Annotated in this window: 19 protein-coding genes; 17 read left to right on the forward strand and 2 right to left on the reverse strand. The window is 48.2% G+C overall.

Annotated features, from left to right (window positions below):
* Positions 1-271 precede the first annotated feature (271 nt).
* The 16 genes from rpsB to IDZ20_RS04395 all read left to right on the forward strand — a co-directional run bounded on the left by rpsB (position 272) and on the right by IDZ20_RS04395 (position 16,155).
* On the forward strand, positions 272-1,027 hold the full coding sequence (gene rpsB / locus IDZ20_RS04320; RefSeq protein WP_188150186.1) for a 30S ribosomal protein S2: 756 nt from the start codon (positions 272-274) through the stop codon (positions 1,025-1,027).
* Positions 1,028-1,147: 120 nt separating this feature from the next.
* Positions 1,148-2,023: a translation elongation factor Ts gene (gene tsf, locus IDZ20_RS04325; protein ID WP_188150187.1), complete on the forward strand. Its 876-nt coding sequence runs from the start codon at positions 1,148-1,150 to the stop codon at positions 2,021-2,023.
* A gap of 252 nt (positions 2,024-2,275) precedes the next feature.
* Positions 2,276-3,019: a UMP kinase gene (gene pyrH, locus IDZ20_RS04330; RefSeq protein ID WP_188150188.1), complete on the forward strand. Its 744-nt coding sequence runs from the start codon at positions 2,276-2,278 to the stop codon at positions 3,017-3,019.
* The gene (frr, locus tag IDZ20_RS04335; protein ID WP_188150189.1) at positions 3,009-3,566 is read left to right on the forward strand and encodes a ribosome recycling factor; all 558 of its coding nucleotides are present in this window, start codon (positions 3,009-3,011) and stop codon (positions 3,564-3,566) included. Before pyrH ends, frr begins: the two co-directional genes overlap by 11 nt.
* Before the next feature lie 82 nt (positions 3,567-3,648).
* Entirely contained in the window at positions 3,649-4,401 is a 753-nt protein-coding gene (gene uppS, locus IDZ20_RS04340; RefSeq protein WP_188150190.1) for a polyprenyl diphosphate synthase, read from the forward strand.
* Positions 4,394-5,230 (forward strand): phosphatidate cytidylyltransferase, encoded by an 837-nt coding sequence (locus IDZ20_RS04345; protein WP_188150191.1) that lies wholly within the window; start codon positions 4,394-4,396, stop codon positions 5,228-5,230. The genes uppS and IDZ20_RS04345 overlap by 8 nt, the downstream gene beginning before the upstream one ends.
* Positions 5,230-6,426 (forward strand): 1-deoxy-D-xylulose-5-phosphate reductoisomerase, encoded by a 1,197-nt coding sequence (gene ispC / locus IDZ20_RS04350; RefSeq protein ID WP_188150192.1) that lies wholly within the window; start codon positions 5,230-5,232, stop codon positions 6,424-6,426. The genes IDZ20_RS04345 and ispC overlap by 1 nt, the downstream gene beginning before the upstream one ends.
* A gap of 79 nt (positions 6,427-6,505) precedes the next feature.
* Positions 6,506-7,879 carry an RIP metalloprotease RseP gene (gene rseP / locus IDZ20_RS04355; protein WP_188150262.1) on the forward strand — a complete coding sequence of 458 codons (1,374 nt, stop codon included), beginning with the start codon at positions 6,506-6,508 and terminating at the stop codon, positions 7,877-7,879.
* A 92-nt stretch (positions 7,880-7,971) separates the two neighbouring features.
* Positions 7,972-10,659: an outer membrane protein assembly factor BamA gene (gene bamA, locus IDZ20_RS04360; RefSeq protein WP_188150263.1), complete on the forward strand. Its 2,688-nt coding sequence runs from the start codon at positions 7,972-7,974 to the stop codon at positions 10,657-10,659.
* Between the two features lie 38 nt (positions 10,660-10,697).
* Positions 10,698-11,201 carry an OmpH/Skp family outer membrane protein gene (locus IDZ20_RS04365; RefSeq protein WP_188150193.1) on the forward strand — a complete coding sequence of 168 codons (504 nt, stop codon included), beginning with the start codon at positions 10,698-10,700 and terminating at the stop codon, positions 11,199-11,201.
* Positions 11,202-11,320: 119 nt separating this feature from the next.
* Entirely contained in the window at positions 11,321-12,349 is a 1,029-nt protein-coding gene (gene lpxD, locus IDZ20_RS04370) for a UDP-3-O-(3-hydroxymyristoyl)glucosamine N-acyltransferase (protein ID WP_188150194.1), read from the forward strand.
* 55 nt (positions 12,350-12,404) lie between these two features.
* The gene (gene fabZ / locus IDZ20_RS04375) at positions 12,405-12,845 is read left to right on the forward strand and encodes a 3-hydroxyacyl-ACP dehydratase FabZ (protein WP_188150195.1); all 441 of its coding nucleotides are present in this window, start codon (positions 12,405-12,407) and stop codon (positions 12,843-12,845) included.
* 66 nt (positions 12,846-12,911) lie between these two features.
* Entirely contained in the window at positions 12,912-13,694 is a 783-nt protein-coding gene (gene lpxA / locus IDZ20_RS04380; protein ID WP_188150196.1) for an acyl-ACP--UDP-N-acetylglucosamine O-acyltransferase, read from the forward strand.
* Positions 13,694-14,893 (forward strand): lipid-A-disaccharide synthase, encoded by a 1,200-nt coding sequence (lpxB, locus tag IDZ20_RS04385; RefSeq protein ID WP_188150197.1) that lies wholly within the window; start codon positions 13,694-13,696, stop codon positions 14,891-14,893. Before lpxA ends, lpxB begins: the two co-directional genes overlap by 1 nt.
* Entirely contained in the window at positions 14,890-15,483 is a 594-nt protein-coding gene (gene rnhB, locus IDZ20_RS04390; protein ID WP_245792098.1) for a ribonuclease HII, read from the forward strand. Before lpxB ends, rnhB begins: the two co-directional genes overlap by 4 nt.
* Before the next feature lie 252 nt (positions 15,484-15,735).
* Positions 15,736-16,155 carry a PilZ domain-containing protein gene (locus tag IDZ20_RS04395; protein WP_188150198.1) on the forward strand — a complete coding sequence of 140 codons (420 nt, stop codon included), beginning with the start codon at positions 15,736-15,738 and terminating at the stop codon, positions 16,153-16,155.
* Here the strand turns inward: IDZ20_RS04395 and IDZ20_RS04400 are convergent.
* Complete coding sequence (locus IDZ20_RS04400; protein ID WP_188150199.1) at positions 16,152-16,688, reverse strand: energy transducer TonB; 537 nt, start codon at positions 16,686-16,688, stop codon at positions 16,152-16,154. The genes IDZ20_RS04395 and IDZ20_RS04400 overlap by 4 nt on opposite strands.
* 120 nt (positions 16,689-16,808) lie before the next feature.
* Positions 16,809-17,129, reverse strand: coding sequence for a stress response translation initiation inhibitor YciH (gene yciH / locus IDZ20_RS04405; protein ID WP_188150200.1), 321 nt, complete (start codon positions 17,127-17,129; stop codon positions 16,809-16,811).
* Between the two features lie 125 nt (positions 17,130-17,254).
* Here yciH and IDZ20_RS04410 point away from each other — a divergent pair, with 125 nt between their 5' ends.
* Positions 17,255-18,133 carry an ion transporter gene (locus IDZ20_RS04410; protein WP_188150201.1) on the forward strand — a complete coding sequence of 293 codons (879 nt, stop codon included), beginning with the start codon at positions 17,255-17,257 and terminating at the stop codon, positions 18,131-18,133.
* Positions 18,134-18,299: the final 166 nt, after the last annotated feature.

The following is an 18,299-nucleotide window of genomic DNA, read 5'->3' on the forward strand; positions in this document are numbered from 1 at the left end:
TTGGCGGTGACGCCCAAGTCATCGCTGGTTGCAATTTAATCTTTAAGTTAGTGGGTGTTTGTGGTATAAAGCGCGCCCCAGAGCAGTCTCAGTGGATATGGGTTGGCCTTAGGTCGATCGAATAACCCCTTTATGAAGCTGATCTAGGGAAACTTAATCAATGTCACACATATACCGACACATTCGCCTGGGTGCCTCGTAAAACTGCGTGTTTTATAGGGTTGGAGGATGGGGTATATGGAGGCTCAACCCGATTTAAAGGAAACTTATTATGCCTACAGTTAGCATGCGCGATATGCTGCAAGCTGGTGTCCACTTCGGTCACCAAACCCGTTACTGGAACCCAAAGATGGATCAATACATCTTCGGTGCTCGCAACAAAATTCATATCATAAACTTGGAGCTTACTGTTCCAGCGTTTAACGAAGCTCTTGCTGTTATCAAGCAGATGACGAGCCAAAAGAAAAAAATCATGTTTGTTGGTACCAAGCGTGCCGCTCAGAAAACTCTGAAAGAGCAGGCCGAGCGTTGTGGTATGCCTTACGTTAGCAACCGCTGGTTAGGTGGTATGTTGACCAACTACAAAACTATCCGTGCTTCGATCCGTCGCTTTCGCGATTTGGAAGTTCAAAGCAAGGACGGTACCTTCGCTAAGTTAACTAAAAAAGAAGCGCTTATGCGTACTCGTTTGATGGGCAAGCTAGAGCTTTCTATCGGCGGTATTAAAGACATGGGCGGTTTGCCTGATGCAATGTTCGTAATCGATGTTGAGCATGAGCGCATCGCAATTCAAGAAGCTAACAAGTTGGGTATTCCCGTATTCGGTATCGTTGATACCAATAGTGATCCAGCAGGCGTTGACTATGTAATCCCTGGTAATGACGATGCAATCCGCGCAATTAAGCTGTATGCAACTGCATTGGCCGATGCTTGTATCGAAGGCGCTAACGATGGCAGCGCTGCTGTAACGGCAAGCGATTTTGTTGAAGTTAGCGAAGATCAGCAAGAAGCCGCTAGCAACAGCTAAGTAAAGCGGTTATCGCTTTGGCCTGAGGGGTGGTTTTTCACTTGGCGGGCGTATCTTGCTAAAAAAGGGGGTTTACCCCCTTTTTTCATATCAATCATGTTAAATATTGGAGACGTAAAGATGGCAGTTTCTGCTACTTTGGTGAAAGAGCTTCGTGATCGTACTGGTCTCGGTATGATGGAGTGTAAAAAAGCATTGGCTGAAACCGATGGCGATATCGATGTGGCGATCGAGAATTTGCGTAAGGCTTCCGGCTTAAAGGCGGCTAAAAAGGCTGATCGTACTGCTGCGGAAGGTGTTGTAGCTTCCAAGGTTGCCGACGATGGTAGCTCCGCAGTTGTAGTTGAAGTGAACAGCGAAACTGATTTCGTTGCTCGCGATGCTGGCTTTTTGGGTTTTGTCGGGATGATCGTCGATCGTGCGTTCTCAGAGAAAACCGTTGATATCGCCGCTTTGGTTGATGCTGGCGTAGAAGATGCCCGTCAGACTTTAGTGCAGAAGATCGGTGAGAATATTGGTGTTCGTCGTGTAACTCGTGTTGAGGCTCCAGCTGGCGGCGTTGTCGGTGCCTACGTGCACTCAAACAACCGTATCGCTGTATTGGTTGAGCTGAAAGGCGGTGATTTAGAGTTGGCGAAAGATGTCGCTATGCATGTTGCAGCTGTAAATCCTCAGGTTGTAAGCCCTGCGGATATGCCTGCAGAAGTGGTAGAGAAAGAGAAAGATATCATTCGCGCTCAGCCGGATATGGCTGGCAAACCTGCGGAAATCGTTGAAAAGATGATGACCGGCCGAATCAACAAGTTCTTGAAAGAGAGTAGTTTGATCGAGCAGGCGTTTGTTAAGGATCCAGAGGTTACCGTAGGTAACTTGGTGAAGAAGGCTGGCGCAGAAGTTGTTAGCTTCACCCGATATGAAGTGGGTGAAGGTATTGAGAAGAAGCAGGAAGACTTTGCTGCGGAAGTTGCAGCACAGGTAGCCGCTTCTAAGAAGTAAGTGCCTCACCCTCGCTGAGTATGGCGCTAAAAAGGCAGAATCAATGATTCTGCCTTTTTTTATGTCTGCCGATCAGTGCTTTGGCTGCGAGCCATTGGCGCCCTCAGCGCGCAGAGTCGGTGGTTGCGATTAATCCGAGCGCTAACCGCAAATTTCGCTGTTTTTCTGTTAAACTCTCGCCGATTTATTTGCTGGGTTCCGCTGCAGAGCGGTCCAAGTTGATTTTAACCCGAACATCGGAGAGGCATATTCATGGCGAGTGGGCGTGATCGCAAGTATAAACGAATCCTACTGAAGCTTAGCGGCGAGCAGCTGATGGGTGATGAGGGCTTCGGAATTGACCCTAAAGTGCTCGATAAAATGGCATTAGAGATAGGTCAGCTAGTTGGAATCGGTGTTCAAGTGGGCTTAGTTATCGGCGGCGGTAATCTTTTTCGGGGAGCTGCGCTCAGTAAAGCTGGCCTTGATCGCGTCACCGGTGACCATATGGGTATGCTAGCGACGGTCATGAATGCCTTGGCTATGCGCGATGCGCTGGAGCGCTCGAATATCTCATCTACTGTTATGTCGGCGATTCCGATGCATGGCGTTACCGATCAATATGATCGTCGTAAAGCGCTACGCTTGTTAGAGAATGGCGAAGTTGTTATTTTCTCTGCCGGTACCGGTAATCCGTTTTTTACGACCGATTCAGCAGCCTGTTTGCGCGCTATTGAAGTGGGCGCTGAACTGGTTTTAAAGGCTACTAAAGTCGATGGTGTTTACACTGCAGATCCAATAAAAGATCCCAGCGCTACACGTTACGACCGCTTGAGTTATGACCGTGTACTAGCGGATAAACTCGGCGTTATGGACCTAACTGCAATTTGCTTATGCCGCGACCACAATATGCCGGTGCGGGTATTCAAAATGAGCAAGCCCGGTGCACTGCTCAGTATTGTGGTGGGTGAAAATGAAGGAACCTTGATCGAAGAGACCGAAGAAAATGTTGAATGATATTAAAAAAGACGCCGAAGCGCGGATGAAAAAAAGTATTGAATCCCTGGGAATCAACTTCAATAAGATTCGCACCGGCCGTGCTCACCCGAGCATTCTCGATTCGGTGATGGTGTCCTACTATGGCTCCCCAACCCCGCTGTCTCAAGTTGCAGGCGTTAATATTTTGGACGCTCGCACCCTGTCGCTGAGTCCTTATGAAAAGAGCTTAGTGCCGGAAATTGAAAAAGCCATTATGAAATCTGACTTGGGTTTAAACCCAGTTACAGTCGGCGGCCTTATTCGTGTGCCAATGCCGATGCTGACCGAAGAGAGTCGAAAAGGTTACATCAAGCAGGCGCGTGCTGAAGCAGAGGGTGCGCGAGTGGCAATTCGCAATATTCGTCGCGATGCTTTGGGAACGGTTAAAGATCTCCTCAAAGACAAAGAAATTGGCGAAGATGATGATCGTCGTGCACAGGATGAGATCCAAAAGCTTACCGACAAATATGTTGCTGAAGCGGATAAAGCTCTTACCGCTAAAGAAAAAGATTTGATGGAAATATAAGTGCTGGGCCGCGCGCATTTCGCGTGAGTGTAACGCTCATCTGCTGTTTATTAAAATGTTGTAGGGCCCGCTGTAGTCGTTTATGGATAATTTCAAATCAACACAAGAAAACCCCTTGCGTCACGTTGCAATTATTATGGACGGTAATAATCGCTGGGCGAAGCGCGAGGGGCGTCAGGGGATCGCCGGCCATAAAGCAGGTGTAGAGCGTATTCGAGACGTCCTGCGAGCCTGTCAAGATGAGGGTGTGGAAGCACTCACGTTGTTCGCATTCAGCAGTGAAAATTGGCGTAGACCGCCCAAAGAAGTAGAAGCCCTAATGGGGCTTTTCTACAGCTATTTGAAAAAGGAAGCGCGCAAGCTTGCCGACGAAAATGTCGCTTTGCGAGTGATCGGCAACCGTGATCGGTTTGATAAAAAGTTGTTAAAGGCTATTGATCAAGCTGAGGCTATAGCATCTGAAGGTAGCGCTACTTTGGTTATTGCTGCCGATTATGGCGGCTGTTGGGATATTGCCCAGTCGGCTCGAACGCTGGCCGAGCAGGTTAAACTTGGTGCGCTAGAGCCTTCCGCCATCTCCGAACAGTTGCTGACCGACAATCTATCTACCCAAGGTCTTCCCCCGCTCGATATGTTAGTGCGTACTGGGGGCGAATATCGAATTAGTAACTTTTTACTCTGGCAGGCGGCTTATGCCGAACTGTATTTTAGCCCATTGCTGTGGCCCGAATTTGGCGCCGACGCTATGCGTGAGGCGATAGAAGAATTCCGTGGACGTCAGCGTCGATTTGGCAAGACCGGCGAGCAATTAAAACAAGAGGCTGCCAGTGCTTAAACAACGAGTTATAACCGGATTAGCGCTGGCAATCGGCTTTGCGCTTGTTTTGGCTTTGGGGTCTTTTGAGGTCTTCGCGTTCGCCGTAGGTACGGTGATGGCACTTGCGGCATGGGAGTGGAGTGACCTTGCAGGGTTAAGCTCGCGCTGGAGCCGCTTGGTATTTACGCTTGTTACTGCTCTTATTGGCGCGCTCGTTCCCTTCGCAATAGATCTTCCCGAATTTTCTCGTTTTCTGCAGCCAATTCTTATCGCCGCCTGTGTTTGGTGGGGCGTAGCGCTGCTATGGGTGCAGGGTTTTCCCGCAAGTTCGATCATATGGGGGTCTGTACCGGTACGTTTGTTAATGGGTTGGTTTATTTTATTACCGGCATGGGTTAGCTGTTTATATCTGCGTGCTTTGCCTGACGGAATCTGGTTGGTGTTGATGGTCGTTAACTTAGTGGCGGCTGCCGATGTCGGCGCATATTTTACCGGTCGTGCCATTGGTCGTACCAAGCTTGCTGCCAGAGTAAGCCCGGGTAAAACTTGGGAGGGAGTGCTCGGCGGTCTAGTGCTGACCTTAGCTGTCGCTAGTGTGTACAACTACTTTGTGTTTCAGAGTGATTGGCTGCAGTTGTGTGCGTTTGTTGCTCCGGTTGCTTTGGTTTCGGTACTGGGTGATTTGTTAGAGAGCATGGTTAAACGTCATCGTGGTGTCAAAGATAGCGGTCATTTACTGCCTGGGCACGGTGGCTTCATGGATCGAATCGATGGTCTTGTTGCGGCACTTCCGGTGTTCGCTCTGGGCGTTTTTTCCACCCAGTGGGTTCTGCAGGCGCTGAATTAATGGCAATTCAGGCGGTAACGGTATTGGGCTCTACGGGTTCCATCGGTGTTAATACGCTAGATGTGTTGGCGCAGCATCCCGATCGTTTCTCTGTCTATGCGCTCGGTGCAAACCGTCAGGTAGCGAAACTGTTTGAACAATGCTTGACCTATAAACCTCGCTACGCTGTTATGTGCGACGCTACTGCAGCAGTGGAGTTGCAGGGGCTTCTGCGAGACGCCAAATCAACTACAGAGGTATTGGCTGGGGAGCAGGGCTTGGTGGATGTTGCTTCTTCCTCCGAGGTCGACACAGTGATGGCAGCGATTGTTGGCGCGGCGGGCTTGGCGTCGACTATGGCTGCTGTGACGCAAGGCAAGCGAGTGCTGCTGGCGAATAAAGAGTCGCTTGTCATGAGCGGTAGGCTTCTCACCGAAGCTGTGCGTAGTCATGATGCGCAATTACTGCCAATCGACAGCGAGCACAACGCGATTTTTCAGTGTTTACCTGCCGGTTTTACCAATTTAAAAGACGCTGGAATACGCCGAGTTCTTCTCACCGGTTCCGGTGGTCCGTTCCGTCAAACACCGCTTGCGGAGTTGGCAAGCAAGACCCCAGATCAAGCTTGCGCTCACCCGAACTGGTCAATGGGGCGTAAGATTTCAGTTGATTCGGCCACCATGATGAATAAAGGCTTGGAGTTTATCGAGGCCTGCTGGTTGTTTAATGCTCAGCCGGACGATATTGAAATTGTGGTGCACCCGCAGAGTATTGTTCACTCCATGGTCGAATACGCGGATGGCTCTGTGCTGGCTCAGATGGGGATGCCAGACATGCGTACGCCAATTGCTAACTGCCTGGGCTGGCCGGAGCGGATTGAGTCAGCTGTTGAGCCGTTGAACTTTCATCAGCTCGGCGCGCTCGAATTCTCTGCGCCGGACTATGAACGATTTCCCGCATTGAAACTCTCAATACAGGCGATGAAGTCGGGCGGAAGCTACCCCATCGCGCTAAATGCTGCAAACGAGGTGGCTGTGGAGGCGTTTCTTGCGGAACGAATTGGCTATTTAGGTATCTCAGCTGCCATTGAAAATGTACTGCAAGCGTGGCAAAGCAGCGAGCCAGACTCGCTCGAAGCGGTAAAAGCGGCTGATAAAATAGCGCGTCAAATGGCGTTGGTTCAAGTTCAGAGTGCTGAACATAAACGCTGCAAATGATTGTGGTTAATGGTGTACCCAACAATGGATAAGCAGGTGATTTTAATCTATAGCAACGCAATAGGCATTCAATAAAGTGATAGATCTCCTAATGACGATCGCCTACTTTTTGGTAGCCATAACGATTCTTGTTGCGATACACGAATACGGGCACTTTTATGTGGCGCGTCGTTGTGGCGTGAAGATTTTACGTTTCTCAATTGGTTTTGGGCCGCGACTCTATTCTTGGTACGACCGTCACGGCACTGAGTTTGCTATCTCAGCCATACCTTTGGGTGGTTACGTGAAAATGCTCGATGAGCGCGAAGGTGATGTCCCCGAGCATGAACTCGAGCAAGCTTTTAATCGTAAGCCGGTACAGCAGCGTATCGCCATCGCTGCCGCTGGTCCCATCGCAAACTTTATTTTAGCCATAGCGCTCTACTGGCTTGTGTTTATGCAGGGAACGGCAACCGTTGCCGCGATTATTGGCAAGGTTGACGTTGGCTCGATTGCTGATCGCGCTGGGCTTGAGGCCGGTCAGGAAATTGTTTCTCTTGATGGCCATCCCGTAGCCAGTCGCAGTGATATGTTGCCATTGCTGATCAATCGTTTGGGTGAGAGTGGGGAAATTAGTTTCTCGGTACGATACCCAAACTCTACCTTGGTCTATGAATCCAAGGCGCAGTTAGATGAGTGGCTACGCGATTCTGCCGAGCCGGATATTTTTCAAGGTTTGGGTATTGAATTTGTTGGCCCGCAAGTGTCTCTTGTTGCCGCGGCGGTCTCGGAAGGCAGCGCAGCGGAAAAGGCTGGGATGCAAGTGGGGGATCGCGTTATTTCTGCAGATGGCACAAGGTTCGCCGATGGTCAGCAGTGGATAGATTTCATTCAGGCTCACCCGGGGCGCCGACTAGAAGTTGTTGTCGAGCGCGCTAGCGCTGACGGTGGTTTGCCGCAGCAAGTGGCACTAAATCTCACGCCTGCTACGAAAGAAGGTGAGGATGGCCGAGCCTACGGTTTGGCCGGTATTAGCCATCAATCGTTGCCGCTACCCGAAGAGATGATTCGTCGCCACCACTGGGGTGTGCTTGGCAGTGCAAAACAAGCGCTGCTCGAGACAGGTGAAACCGCGCGTACCGTGCTGGTGTCGTTAAAAAAGCTAGTTATAGGTCATTTATCAACTAAAAACTTGAGTGGGCCCATTGGCATTGCTAAAGTTGCCGGCGATTCGGCCAGAGCCGGTGTTTGGGCGTTTGTACACTTTTTGGCTTATATAAGTGTTTTACTGGGGGTGTTTAACCTGCTGCCCATCCCAGTGTTGGACGGTGGTCATATTCTCTATGGCCTGATTGAGTGGGTGAAGGGAACCCCCGTTTCCGAGCGTGTGCAATTGTTTGCCTATCAGGCAGGCCTTGCAGTACTTATGGGCGTGATGGTTTTGGCCTTTTACAACGATATTCTGCGCCTGTGATTATAACTTTTACAGCTGCTTAACAACAGATGTGAACCGTTGGTTCACATCTGATAACTAAAAGAAGATTTTGATTGAACTCCTTAATTAATATGAAGCGATTGTGTGTATTTGTGGCGCTGAGCCTCTCTTTTTTGTCGGCGTCATCATGGGCGGTGCAGTTTAGAGTAAGTGATATTCGGCTGGAAGGTTTGCAGCGTGTGTCTGCCAGCCCAGTGTTTGCCGCCTTGCCCGTTCGGGTTGGTGAAGATGTCGATAGCGAAGATGTACGCGATATTATCGGCGCGCTTTTCGATACGGGCTTCTTTTCGAATGTTCAGGTTGCACGTGAAGACGACGTTTTAATTATTGTGCTGCAAGAGCGCCCCTCAATTAAGAAAATTGAATTAGAGGGAAACAAAGCGATTAAGACCGAACAGCTTACCGATGTTCTCGATGATAATGACTTGCGCGAAGGTGAGATTCTGCAAAGCGATGTTTTGCAAAATATTACCCGCGAGCTTGAGCGTCAGTATGTGGCGCGTGCGCGTTATGGCGCATCGGTAGAAGCTAAGATAGAAGAATTGCCGAACAATATGGTCAACATCCAAATCTTGGTAGACGAGGGCGATTCGGCAAAAATTAAACACCTTAATATCGTTGGTAACGAGATCTTCAGCGAGAAGGAGTTACTGCAGCAATTCGAATTAACATCAACAAGATGGAATTCTTTTTTCACTAGTTCAGACAAATACGCACGTGAAAAACTTACCGGCGATATAGAAAAGCTTGAGTCATTTTACCTCGATAGAGGCTATTTAGATTTCGAAGTGCAATCAACACAGGTTTCCATTAGTCCTAACAAGGAACAGGTGTTCATCACTATCAATATTAGTGAGGGCGAGGTTTATAAAATAAAGTCCGTCGACATCGCCGGAGACCCTGTTGTCCCAGAATCACAAATTAAGCGTTTAGTTTTGTTGCGCGAGGGCTCGACCTTCTCACAGCAGTTGATGACCGATTCAACTGAATACATCACTACCATGATGGGTAATGCGGGCTACACCAACGCCAAGGTTGAAGGTATTCCAAAGAAAAACCCAGAAGACAAAACCGTCGACCTGACAATTTTTGTCGACCCAGGTATGCGTGTTTATGTTCGTCGCATTGAGTTTCGCGGTAATACAAAAACCAATGACGATGTGCTGCGCCGCGAAATGCGTCAGTTCGAAGGTGCTTCTGCATCAAATGCCCAGATTGAAGGCTCCAAAGTGCGTTTAGAGCGGCTTGAGTACTTCAAGGAAGTGGCCGTTGAAACGAAAGATGTGCCCGGGACAGAAGACCTTATCGATGTCGAGTACACCGTCGAAGAGCAGCCTTCTAGTACGATTCAGGGCAGCGTCGGCTATGCACAATACACCGGTTTAAATCTTGGTGTGAATGTACAGTTTAATAACTGGCTGGGTAGTGGTAAGCGCCTGCAGTTGGGTGTTACCGATAATAAATATCAGACGCTATATAGCTTTGGTTACAGCGACCCTTACTTCACCCCTGATGGGGTTAGTCGCGGCTTTGATGCCTACTACCGAACCCGAGATTACTCGAAGATTAACGTAACTAGTTATAGTACCGATGCCTACGGTGCGAATATGACCTTTGGTTATCCCATATCTGAAGTGTCGCGAATTGGCTTTGGTATGGGCTATATCCACCAAGAAATTCGCACTGGGATTTACGCACCGCAAGAAATTGCCGGCAGCCCAAAACTGACCAATAACAGCGGTTTTAACTATATCAGTCAATCCGATTGGGAAGATGTCTCTAGCCAATACCAGTCTACTGGTGGGATCCCGTTTGTGGGCGGCCAATATCAAGAATTCCAACTTGAAAACTATTTGGTGACTGAAGAGCAGTTGCTAGAGAGTGTTCCTGGCTTTATTGATAAATATGGCGACGCTTACGATAGCGTTACCTTGAATTTTAACTGGTCTCGTTCGACTCTAAACCGCGGTATTATGGCGACGCGCGGTAACCAGCAAACCTTGTCCTTGGAGACAACGGTACCCGGTAGTGAAATGGAGTACTACAAGGCCTCTTACCACGGTCAAATGTTCTTCCCTTTGATTGGTGATTTTACTCTGCGGCTGCGAACTCGATTGGGTTATGGTAACGGTTATGGCGACATGACAGAGTTACCTTTCTTTGAGAACTATTACGCAGGTGGTTTTGGCTCTGTGCGTGGGTTTCGTCGCTCTACTTTGGGGCCGCGCGGGACGCCAGCGACTCAGTACCAAACCGTGTCTTCAAATGGTGTAAGTACCGCAACGGGTTGGGCGGATGTAAATCGCGATGGGGTTGTGCAGTCTAGCGAAGTCTCAGGCGTAAATGCTTACATTGCTTGTGAGGATCCGGGTACCGCATTTATTGCTTCTCAATACACCGCAATTTGTGAACCAGGTAAATTAATAGCCTCGAACGTCGGTTACGCATCCGTTATTGGTGGTAACATCCTCACCACTTTTACGGCTGAAGTTATTTTACCCTTACCCTTCGTAGAAGATTCGCGTTCTATGCAGGCGGTCGCATTCGTGGATGCTGGGAATGTATTCTCTGACTATTGCGGCTCTGGCCAGCGCAATTGTGCTTCTTTTGATGTCGGCGAATTGAGTTCATCTGCAGGTGTTGGCTTCACTTGGATTTCTGCCTTTGGGCCAATGACCTTTAGTTATTCTGTTCCGCTAAACAAAGGGTTATACGATGAAACAGAGAAGTTCCAGTTCTCTTTTGGTGCTGGATTTTAATAGCGAATTAATTATTTAGAATAAGTGAGATAGGTAACATGTTGAATAAAATTATTATTGCTTTTGCTCTTAGCTTGTCCGCGATGACCGCTGCGGCAGGAAAAATCGCCATCTGTGACCCGCAAGCGGCGGTTATGCAGACTGAATATTTCGCCAAGGCGTACGAAGCCTTAAAAGCGCGCGGAGACTATTCGCAAATGTTGGCTCAAGTCGAAAGCCTACAGGCTGATATGCAGGCGCTAGCCAAAGAAGCTGAAACTAAAGGTATGACTTGGGGCCAAGAGCAGCAGCTGAATCACCGTAAAAAAGTTGAGTACGTGCGCGCTGATCTTGAGTTGGCCGTTAAAAAAGTTCAGTCTGAGAACAACGCCTTTCAATCCAAGGTCATGCAAGAGCTGCAGCCTAAGCTAGAAAAAGTGATGCAGAAGATCGTTGATTCCGAGTCAATTGACATGGTATTGCGCCCTCAGTCTGTGTTTTACGCTGCGCCTGATACTGATATTACCGCTAAAATTACCGCGGCTTTAAACAAAGCTAAGTAAGTTCGTTTTGTTCGCGTCCTAGGCAGTGTTTGCTGCCTAGGCGTTTTTGTTTTTGAGCACACCTTTTTTGTACGTCCCCTCAAATTGATTTTGCTCTCAGCAGTGGAGGCCCGCGGCATATGCAAGGTTCAACCTTTAATCTGCAACAGTTAGCCGAACACTTGGCCTGCGAGTTTGTTGGCGATGCCAGCTACGAGGTAAATGCTGTTGCCCCCGTTGAAGTGGCAACTCGCTCCGATCTAACCTTCGTAGCGCAAGAGCGGTTATTAAAACTGTTGGCAGAATGTAATGCGGGCATAGTGCTGTTAAACCCCGCTCACGAGTCAGATTTCTCTGGCAATAAGTTACTCGTTACAGACCCTTACCTTGCTTACGCTAAGTTAAGTAAGTTGTTTGATATGCGTGTCGCTCGTAATCAAGGTGTACACCCCTCCGCAGTTGTAAGCAGCAGTGCAAAAATTGCCCCTACGGCAGCGGTTTCGGCCAATTGTGTGGTTGGCGATAATGTCGAGATCGGAGAGAACACTGAACTTTATCCGGGCTGTGTTATCGGTGATGGTGTTGTCATTGGGGCCCGTTGTTTGCTTCATGCCAACGTTACCCTCTACGCTGACGTTATTCTGGGTAACGACGTTATTATTCACAGTGCAACAGTGATTGGTTCGGATGGCTTTGGGTTTTCTCCATCGAAAGACGGTTGGATCAAAATTCACCAACTTGGACGTGTACGCATAGGCAATCGTGTAGAGATTGGTGCGAACACTGCAATTGATCGAGGTGCACTTACCGATACTGAAATTGGTGATGGTGTTATTATCGACAACCAAGTCCATTTGGCGCACGGCGTTAAGGTCGGGCGTAACACGGCTATCGCTGGATGTGTGGGTGTCGCGGGCAGCACCGTTATTGGTGAGAATTGCACTATTGCCGGCATGGTCGCGATTAATGGCCATATTTCTATAGCAGACAATACCCATTTTAACGGCGGAACCGTCGTTACCAAAGGCAATACCGAAGCGGGTGTTTTTGCATCGACCACGCCGCTGCAAGATGTACGCTCGTGGCGAAAAAATTCAGTGCGCTATACGCAGCTTGACGAAATGGCATCGCGTATCCGCAAACTTGAGAAAGCGTTGGAAAAATTATAATTCTTTAAACAAGACATCGGGGCGAACTGTCGCCGCGACACTAAGGGCACGTTTTATGTTGGACATCCTTGAAATTCGGAAATACCTCCCGCACCGCTATCCGTTTCTGTTAATCGACCGAGTGGTGGAATTAAAGGAAGGCGAATCGATTGTCGCTTACAAGAATATCACCTATAACGAAGAGGTGTTCCAAGGGCACTTTCCGCACTTTCCTGTTTTCCCTGGGGTGATGCTGATCGAAGCAATGGCTCAGGCATGTGGCGTTTTAGGTTTTAAAACCATGGATAAAACCCCTGATGACGGCTCGATATATTTGTTTGCGGGTATTGACGATGTGCGTTTCAAGCGCCAAGTTGTACCGGGTGACCGCGTGTTTTTTGAAGCTAAAATAGTCTCGGTTAAACGCGGTATTTGGAAGTTTGATTGTCAAGCGAAAGTCGACGATCAGTTGGTGACTCGCGCTGTTATTATGTGTGCAGATCGCGCTGTTGGCTAATACCCGTTATTCAGGCGCGTTACTCAGGTCTAGTTTTTTTAGCCTACTTTTTGTCGGTAGAGGTTTATGACAAATCCTTCAATTCATGCAACGGCTATTATCGATCCTTCTGCAGATATTGCTGAGGATGTAGAAATTGGCCCCTGGACGCTAATTGGCCCCGATGTGAAAATTGGCGCGGGTACCAAAATCGCGTCTCACGTCGTGATTAAGGGCCCCACCGAGATAGGTTGTAATAACCGTATCTATCAATTTTCCAGCGTTGGTGAAGATACCCCTGACTTAAAATATAAGGGCGAGCAAACGCGCTTAGTTATTGGCGATAACAATATTATTCGCGAGTGCGTAACCTTGCACCGAGGTACTGTTCAAGATCGCTCAGAGACGACTATTGGTAATAATAATTTGCTAATGGCTTATGTCCATGTTGGACATGATAGTGTTATTGGCAACCATACAATTTTGGTTAATAACGCCTCTTTGGCGGGGCATGTGGTGGTCGATGATTGGGCGATCCTGGGTGGCTTTACTCTAGTTCATCAATATTGCCGTATTGGTGCACATTGTTTTACTGGTATGGGCAGTGCGATTGGCAAGGATGTTCCAGCCTATACCATGGTGACGGGAGCGCCGGCAGCGGCCCGTAGCATTAACAGCGAAGGTTTGAAACGGCGCGGTTTTACTAAAGACGAGATCGCAATGATTCAGAAGGCTTACAAGCTCATTTATCGCCGTGGCTTAACCGTTGATGAAGCCGTTTTAGAGCTAAAAGCATCACTTGCAGACTACCCCTGTTTACAGCCACTGGTTGATTCGCTCGAACTCTCATCTCGCGGCATCGTGCGCTAATGAGTCGTGTAGAACATAAGTTAATTCGAAATCCAAAACGTATCGCGATCGTAGTGGGAGAAGCATCGGGTGATATTTTAGGTGCTGGACTTGTTGCGCAGTTAAAAAAGCAATTTCCGCAGTGTCGCTTCGAGGGGATTGGTGGTCCGAGGATGCTTGAACAGGGATTTATTTCTCATTTCCCCATGGATCGACTTGCGGTTATGGGCTTGTGGGAGCCGCTTAAGCGCCTGCCTGAGTTGCTGCGAATTAGACGTTGGTTAAAACAGACCTATTTGTCCAATCCTCCAGATATCTTTATCGGAATCGATGCACCTGATTTCAATCTTTCCCTAGAAGAGTCACTACGCAAGCAAGGTGTGTTAACCGCACATTACGTTAGCCCTTCGGTGTGGGCATGGCGTCAGGGCCGCGTTAAGAAAATCGCGCGGGCGGTTGATTTGATGTTAACCCTGTTCCCGTTTGAAGCTGAGTTTTATCGCGCTCATGCGGTCAAGGTCATTTGTGTCGGCCATACGCTTGCAGACCAAATTCCTTTGCAGCCTAATCACCAGCTTGCGCGCGAACAGCTCGGTGCCATTTCTCCAGACGACCCTTGTATAGCTTTGTTACCCGGTAGCCGCGCTTCTGAAGTGCGCTATTTAACGCCGATATTTTTGGATGCCGCACGTATATGCCTGCAGGCCATGCCAACGCTTAAGTTTGTTATCCCAGCGGCCAATGCTATGCGCGAAAAAGAGATTAATCGGCAGTTGGCATCGTACCCAGACTTACCCGTGACCTTGGTTTACGGCAATTCTCATCGAGTGATGGCGGCAGCGGATGCAGTACTTATGGCATCGGGTACGACTACCCTAGAAGCTCTGTTGTTAAAGCGGCCGATGGTTATCGCGTACCGCATGGCAGGTTTTTCTTACAGTATTTTAAAGCGTTTAGTTAAATCTAAATTTATTGGTTTACCGAACTTACTGGCTGGTCGAATGCTCGTGCCAGAATTTATTCAAAACGAAGCGACAGCCGATAAACTCGCAACGGCGCTGTTACGTTATTTTAACGAACCGCAGCTCGCTGCAGACTTACAAAGTAGCTATCTGGATATTCATAACAGTCTGCGTTTGGACGCCGATTGTGCTGCCACCCAAGCACTAACGGATCTACTTGCCGATCGCCAAGCTAGCGAAGCAGAGGTTGAGTCGTGACAGACAAATTGGAATACGGCGCTGGTTATACTTGGGTTGCTGGCGTAGACGAAGTTGGTCGCGGGCCCTTAGCTGGAGATGTTGTTGCCGCCGCGGTCATATTGAAGCCATCTCACGGTATTGTCGGCTTGGCGGATTCAAAGAAACTAAGTGAAAAAAAGCGCGATCGTTTGTTTGATGAAATTCGCGCAAAGGCGGTGTGTTTTTCGGTTGCGCGAGCCTCGGTTGCTGAAATAGACGAGCTTAATATTTTGCAGGCGAGCTTGTTGGCTATGAAGCGTGCGGTCGAGGGTTTGGATCAGTCGCCCGATTATGTGTTGGTCGACGGAAATCGCTTGCCGAAATGGGCATATCACGGCGAAGCCGTGGTGAAAGGGGATAGCAAGGTGGAGTCTATTAGCGCCGCCTCTATTCTTGCCAAGGTGACTCGTGATCGCGAGATGACCGAGCTTGATCGCCTCTATCCTGGTTACGGGCTCGCTCAGCATAAAGGCTACCCAACCAAACTTCATATGGAAGCCCTCCAGCAGCTTGGCGTCAGCGTCATTCATCGACGCTCTTTCGGGCCGGTTAAAGCGCTCCTTGACTAGGTAGTGCTTTGGCACAGCTTTTCTTATCCCTTAATTTTTTAGCCTGCCATCTGTCGTTTAACTCCTCCAAAATCACAACTTGTGCAAGCCTAGGCGCCAACTTTTACCGCTATCCAGCAATGTCTCTCCGTATGAGCTATATAATCAGTGGTACCTTGTAATTTCACCGTTTCTAGTGCGACGTTGATATAGAGAGTGGTGAAAATATACGGGCCTATTTTCTCTATAGCTTGAGTTATCGGAGACAGCAATATGCGGCACTTCATTCGTCACCCGTCTGATATCCCGATACGATTTTACCTAGAAGATCACGTCAATAACGACCACATAGTGAATGCGGAAAGTCTACGCGATGTTGGGCGAGGGGGCCTCTGCTTTGTATCGGCGCATCCACTTGCTCGGGGTACATCCATCCATATTGAAATTCCGGTTGAAACCCCGCCTTACGGAGCTGATGGTACGGTAGCGTGGTGTCGGCGCGAGGGTGATCACTTCACCATTGGCGTTCAGTTTAATGAGCCCGCCATTCAATATAGTTTGCGAATGGTGGAGCAGGTCTGCCATATAGAGCACTATCGCTCTCACGTTCAGCGCGCCGAAGGGCGAGATATTTCTAGTGAAGAAGCGGCATCGGAATGGGTAGAAAAATATGCCGCGGGATTCCCGAACTAAGCCGCCAACAACTTATCGTATCGGCGGCTTAGGATATCGTAAAACTGTTCCCTCAATTGCATGATCGACTGTTTCAAATCAGCAATTTCCTGTTCAGTGATGTCTTCTCGGCCGATATAAACTTGTTTGCGAAATAAAGCTATTCGCGCCGCGTAAAGTCGCAAAGTCTTCTCCATTGTTTTCTCTCCCAGCATCAACAAGCGCGCTTCTGCGTCAGACAGCTTTTCGAACTCATTAACTAGCTCGGCGTTAACGCGCTCTAGCTCGTGTTTGCGAACGGCCGGCCAGCGTTTACCGAAACGCGTGGATTCAATTACGAGTGACGAATATTTGGCGAAGCTATGGTTGACGTGGCCCACGTCGGCAGAGATTTGCTCTAGCAAGCTAATACGCCGATTGACTGTGGCGTTCTGTTGCTCACCGAATCGCTCTTTCCATTGGCGGCCCAGCCAGAAGCAGCCTATAGCAACAGCCGCCCCAAAGCCCATCTTTAAGCTCGTGTCAAAAAATAACCAAAGATTTTCCGATAACATAGGTATAGTCCCGCTAGTCAAATATTTGACAAAGTTTGTTCATGTACAGGACTTTTGCAAGTTTCGAACCAAATATTTATGGTGTTAGATAGGCGATTAGCTAGTGGTAAATTAGCTAGTTTAGCCGCCCGAGAGTTTTACCTGAAAGCCTTCTGTCTTGAGATAGTCGGCTAGTTTTTGACGGTGGTCGCCTTGAATTTCGACACTGCCGCCTTTTGCTGTACCGCCAGTTCCACAAAGCTGCTTAAGCTTCTTCGCCTCAGCTTTAAGCGCTTGTTCGTCGAGAAGAAAGCCGTCGATGACGGTAACCCCTTTACCATTCCGACCTTTAGTTTCACGCCTAATCCGTAAAATGCCGTCGCCTTCGGGTTTTTGGGGGGCGGTGGTTTCCTTAATTCGACCCTTATCTGTCGAATAGACAAGGCGATTGTTATCTTTCATTTGTGTGCTCCAGCGTACGTTTTATACTTGGCCTAGGTATACTGGCTATATTACACAGAAAGGCCTTTTCTGTGGGAGATGTAACACCATCTCTATGATTTGAATTTTAAGGTGCTAATTAGCCTATGAGTATTGAGCCACAACCTCAGCCAAGTTCAGAATCGAATGAATTTGCTCCGACCCTGCGATTTAAGCTTTACACCATTATATTTGGCACCTCGACCCCGGCGGGGAAGCGCTTTGATTTAGTGTTGATCTATCTAATCGTATTTAGTGTGTTAGCGCTGATGCTCGATTCAATTCGCTGGGTATCGGATTTATACGGCCCGTATATTTTTGCTTTTGAATGGTTATTCACTATTCTATTTACGGCTGAGTATTTGGTCCGAGTCTATTGTTCGCCAAAGCGTTGGGCCTATGTATTTAGTTTTTATGGGTTGGTAGATTTAATCTCTATTTTGCCAAGCTATGTAAGCCTGTTTGTTCCCGGCGCAAACTTCTTGTTAGCCATTCGATTGTTGCGAGTCCTTCGAATATTTCGAATTTTAAAACTGGTTCGATATTTAAGTGAAGCGAATGTGCTGATCCGAGCGGTGATGATGTCGCGCCGCAAAATTTCAATTTTTGCAATGTCGGTTCTAGTGTTAAGTGTGATTTTTGGTTCTTTAATGTACATCGTGGAGGGGCCCGAAAATGGTTTTAGCAGTATTCCGAAAAGTATTTACTGGACTATCGTTACCATTACTACCGTAGGATATGGGGATATTACTCCGCACACGGTACTCGGACAGATTATCGCGGCGACGGCGATGCTCACAGGTTATTCAATTTTGGCGGTGCCAACCGGGATTTTCACCGCAGAACTTGCACAGGAAATGCAAAGAGATCGGCGCATACGTAATTGTATTAATTGTTCCCGCTCTGGTCATGAGGCCGATTCGAAATTCTGCCGTTTTTGCGGTGCAGGGATGGAAGAAAAGTCGACACCCGAATCTAAAGATTAAAACAAGTGTATGAAACACCGACATTTTTCCGCCAAAGGATTATAAACTTCGCTCATTTTCTAAAAATTTAACTAATTATATGCGCGCCAATATTTAGGCTATACTTGTGCCAGCATCGTTAGCTGAGTTTGGTTTCCCGAACTAACGATATAAATAAATAGGCCGC

Source organism: Teredinibacter waterburyi, assembly GCF_001922985.1.
Lineage (GTDB): Bacteria > Pseudomonadota > Gammaproteobacteria > Pseudomonadales > Cellvibrionaceae > Teredinibacter > Teredinibacter waterburyi.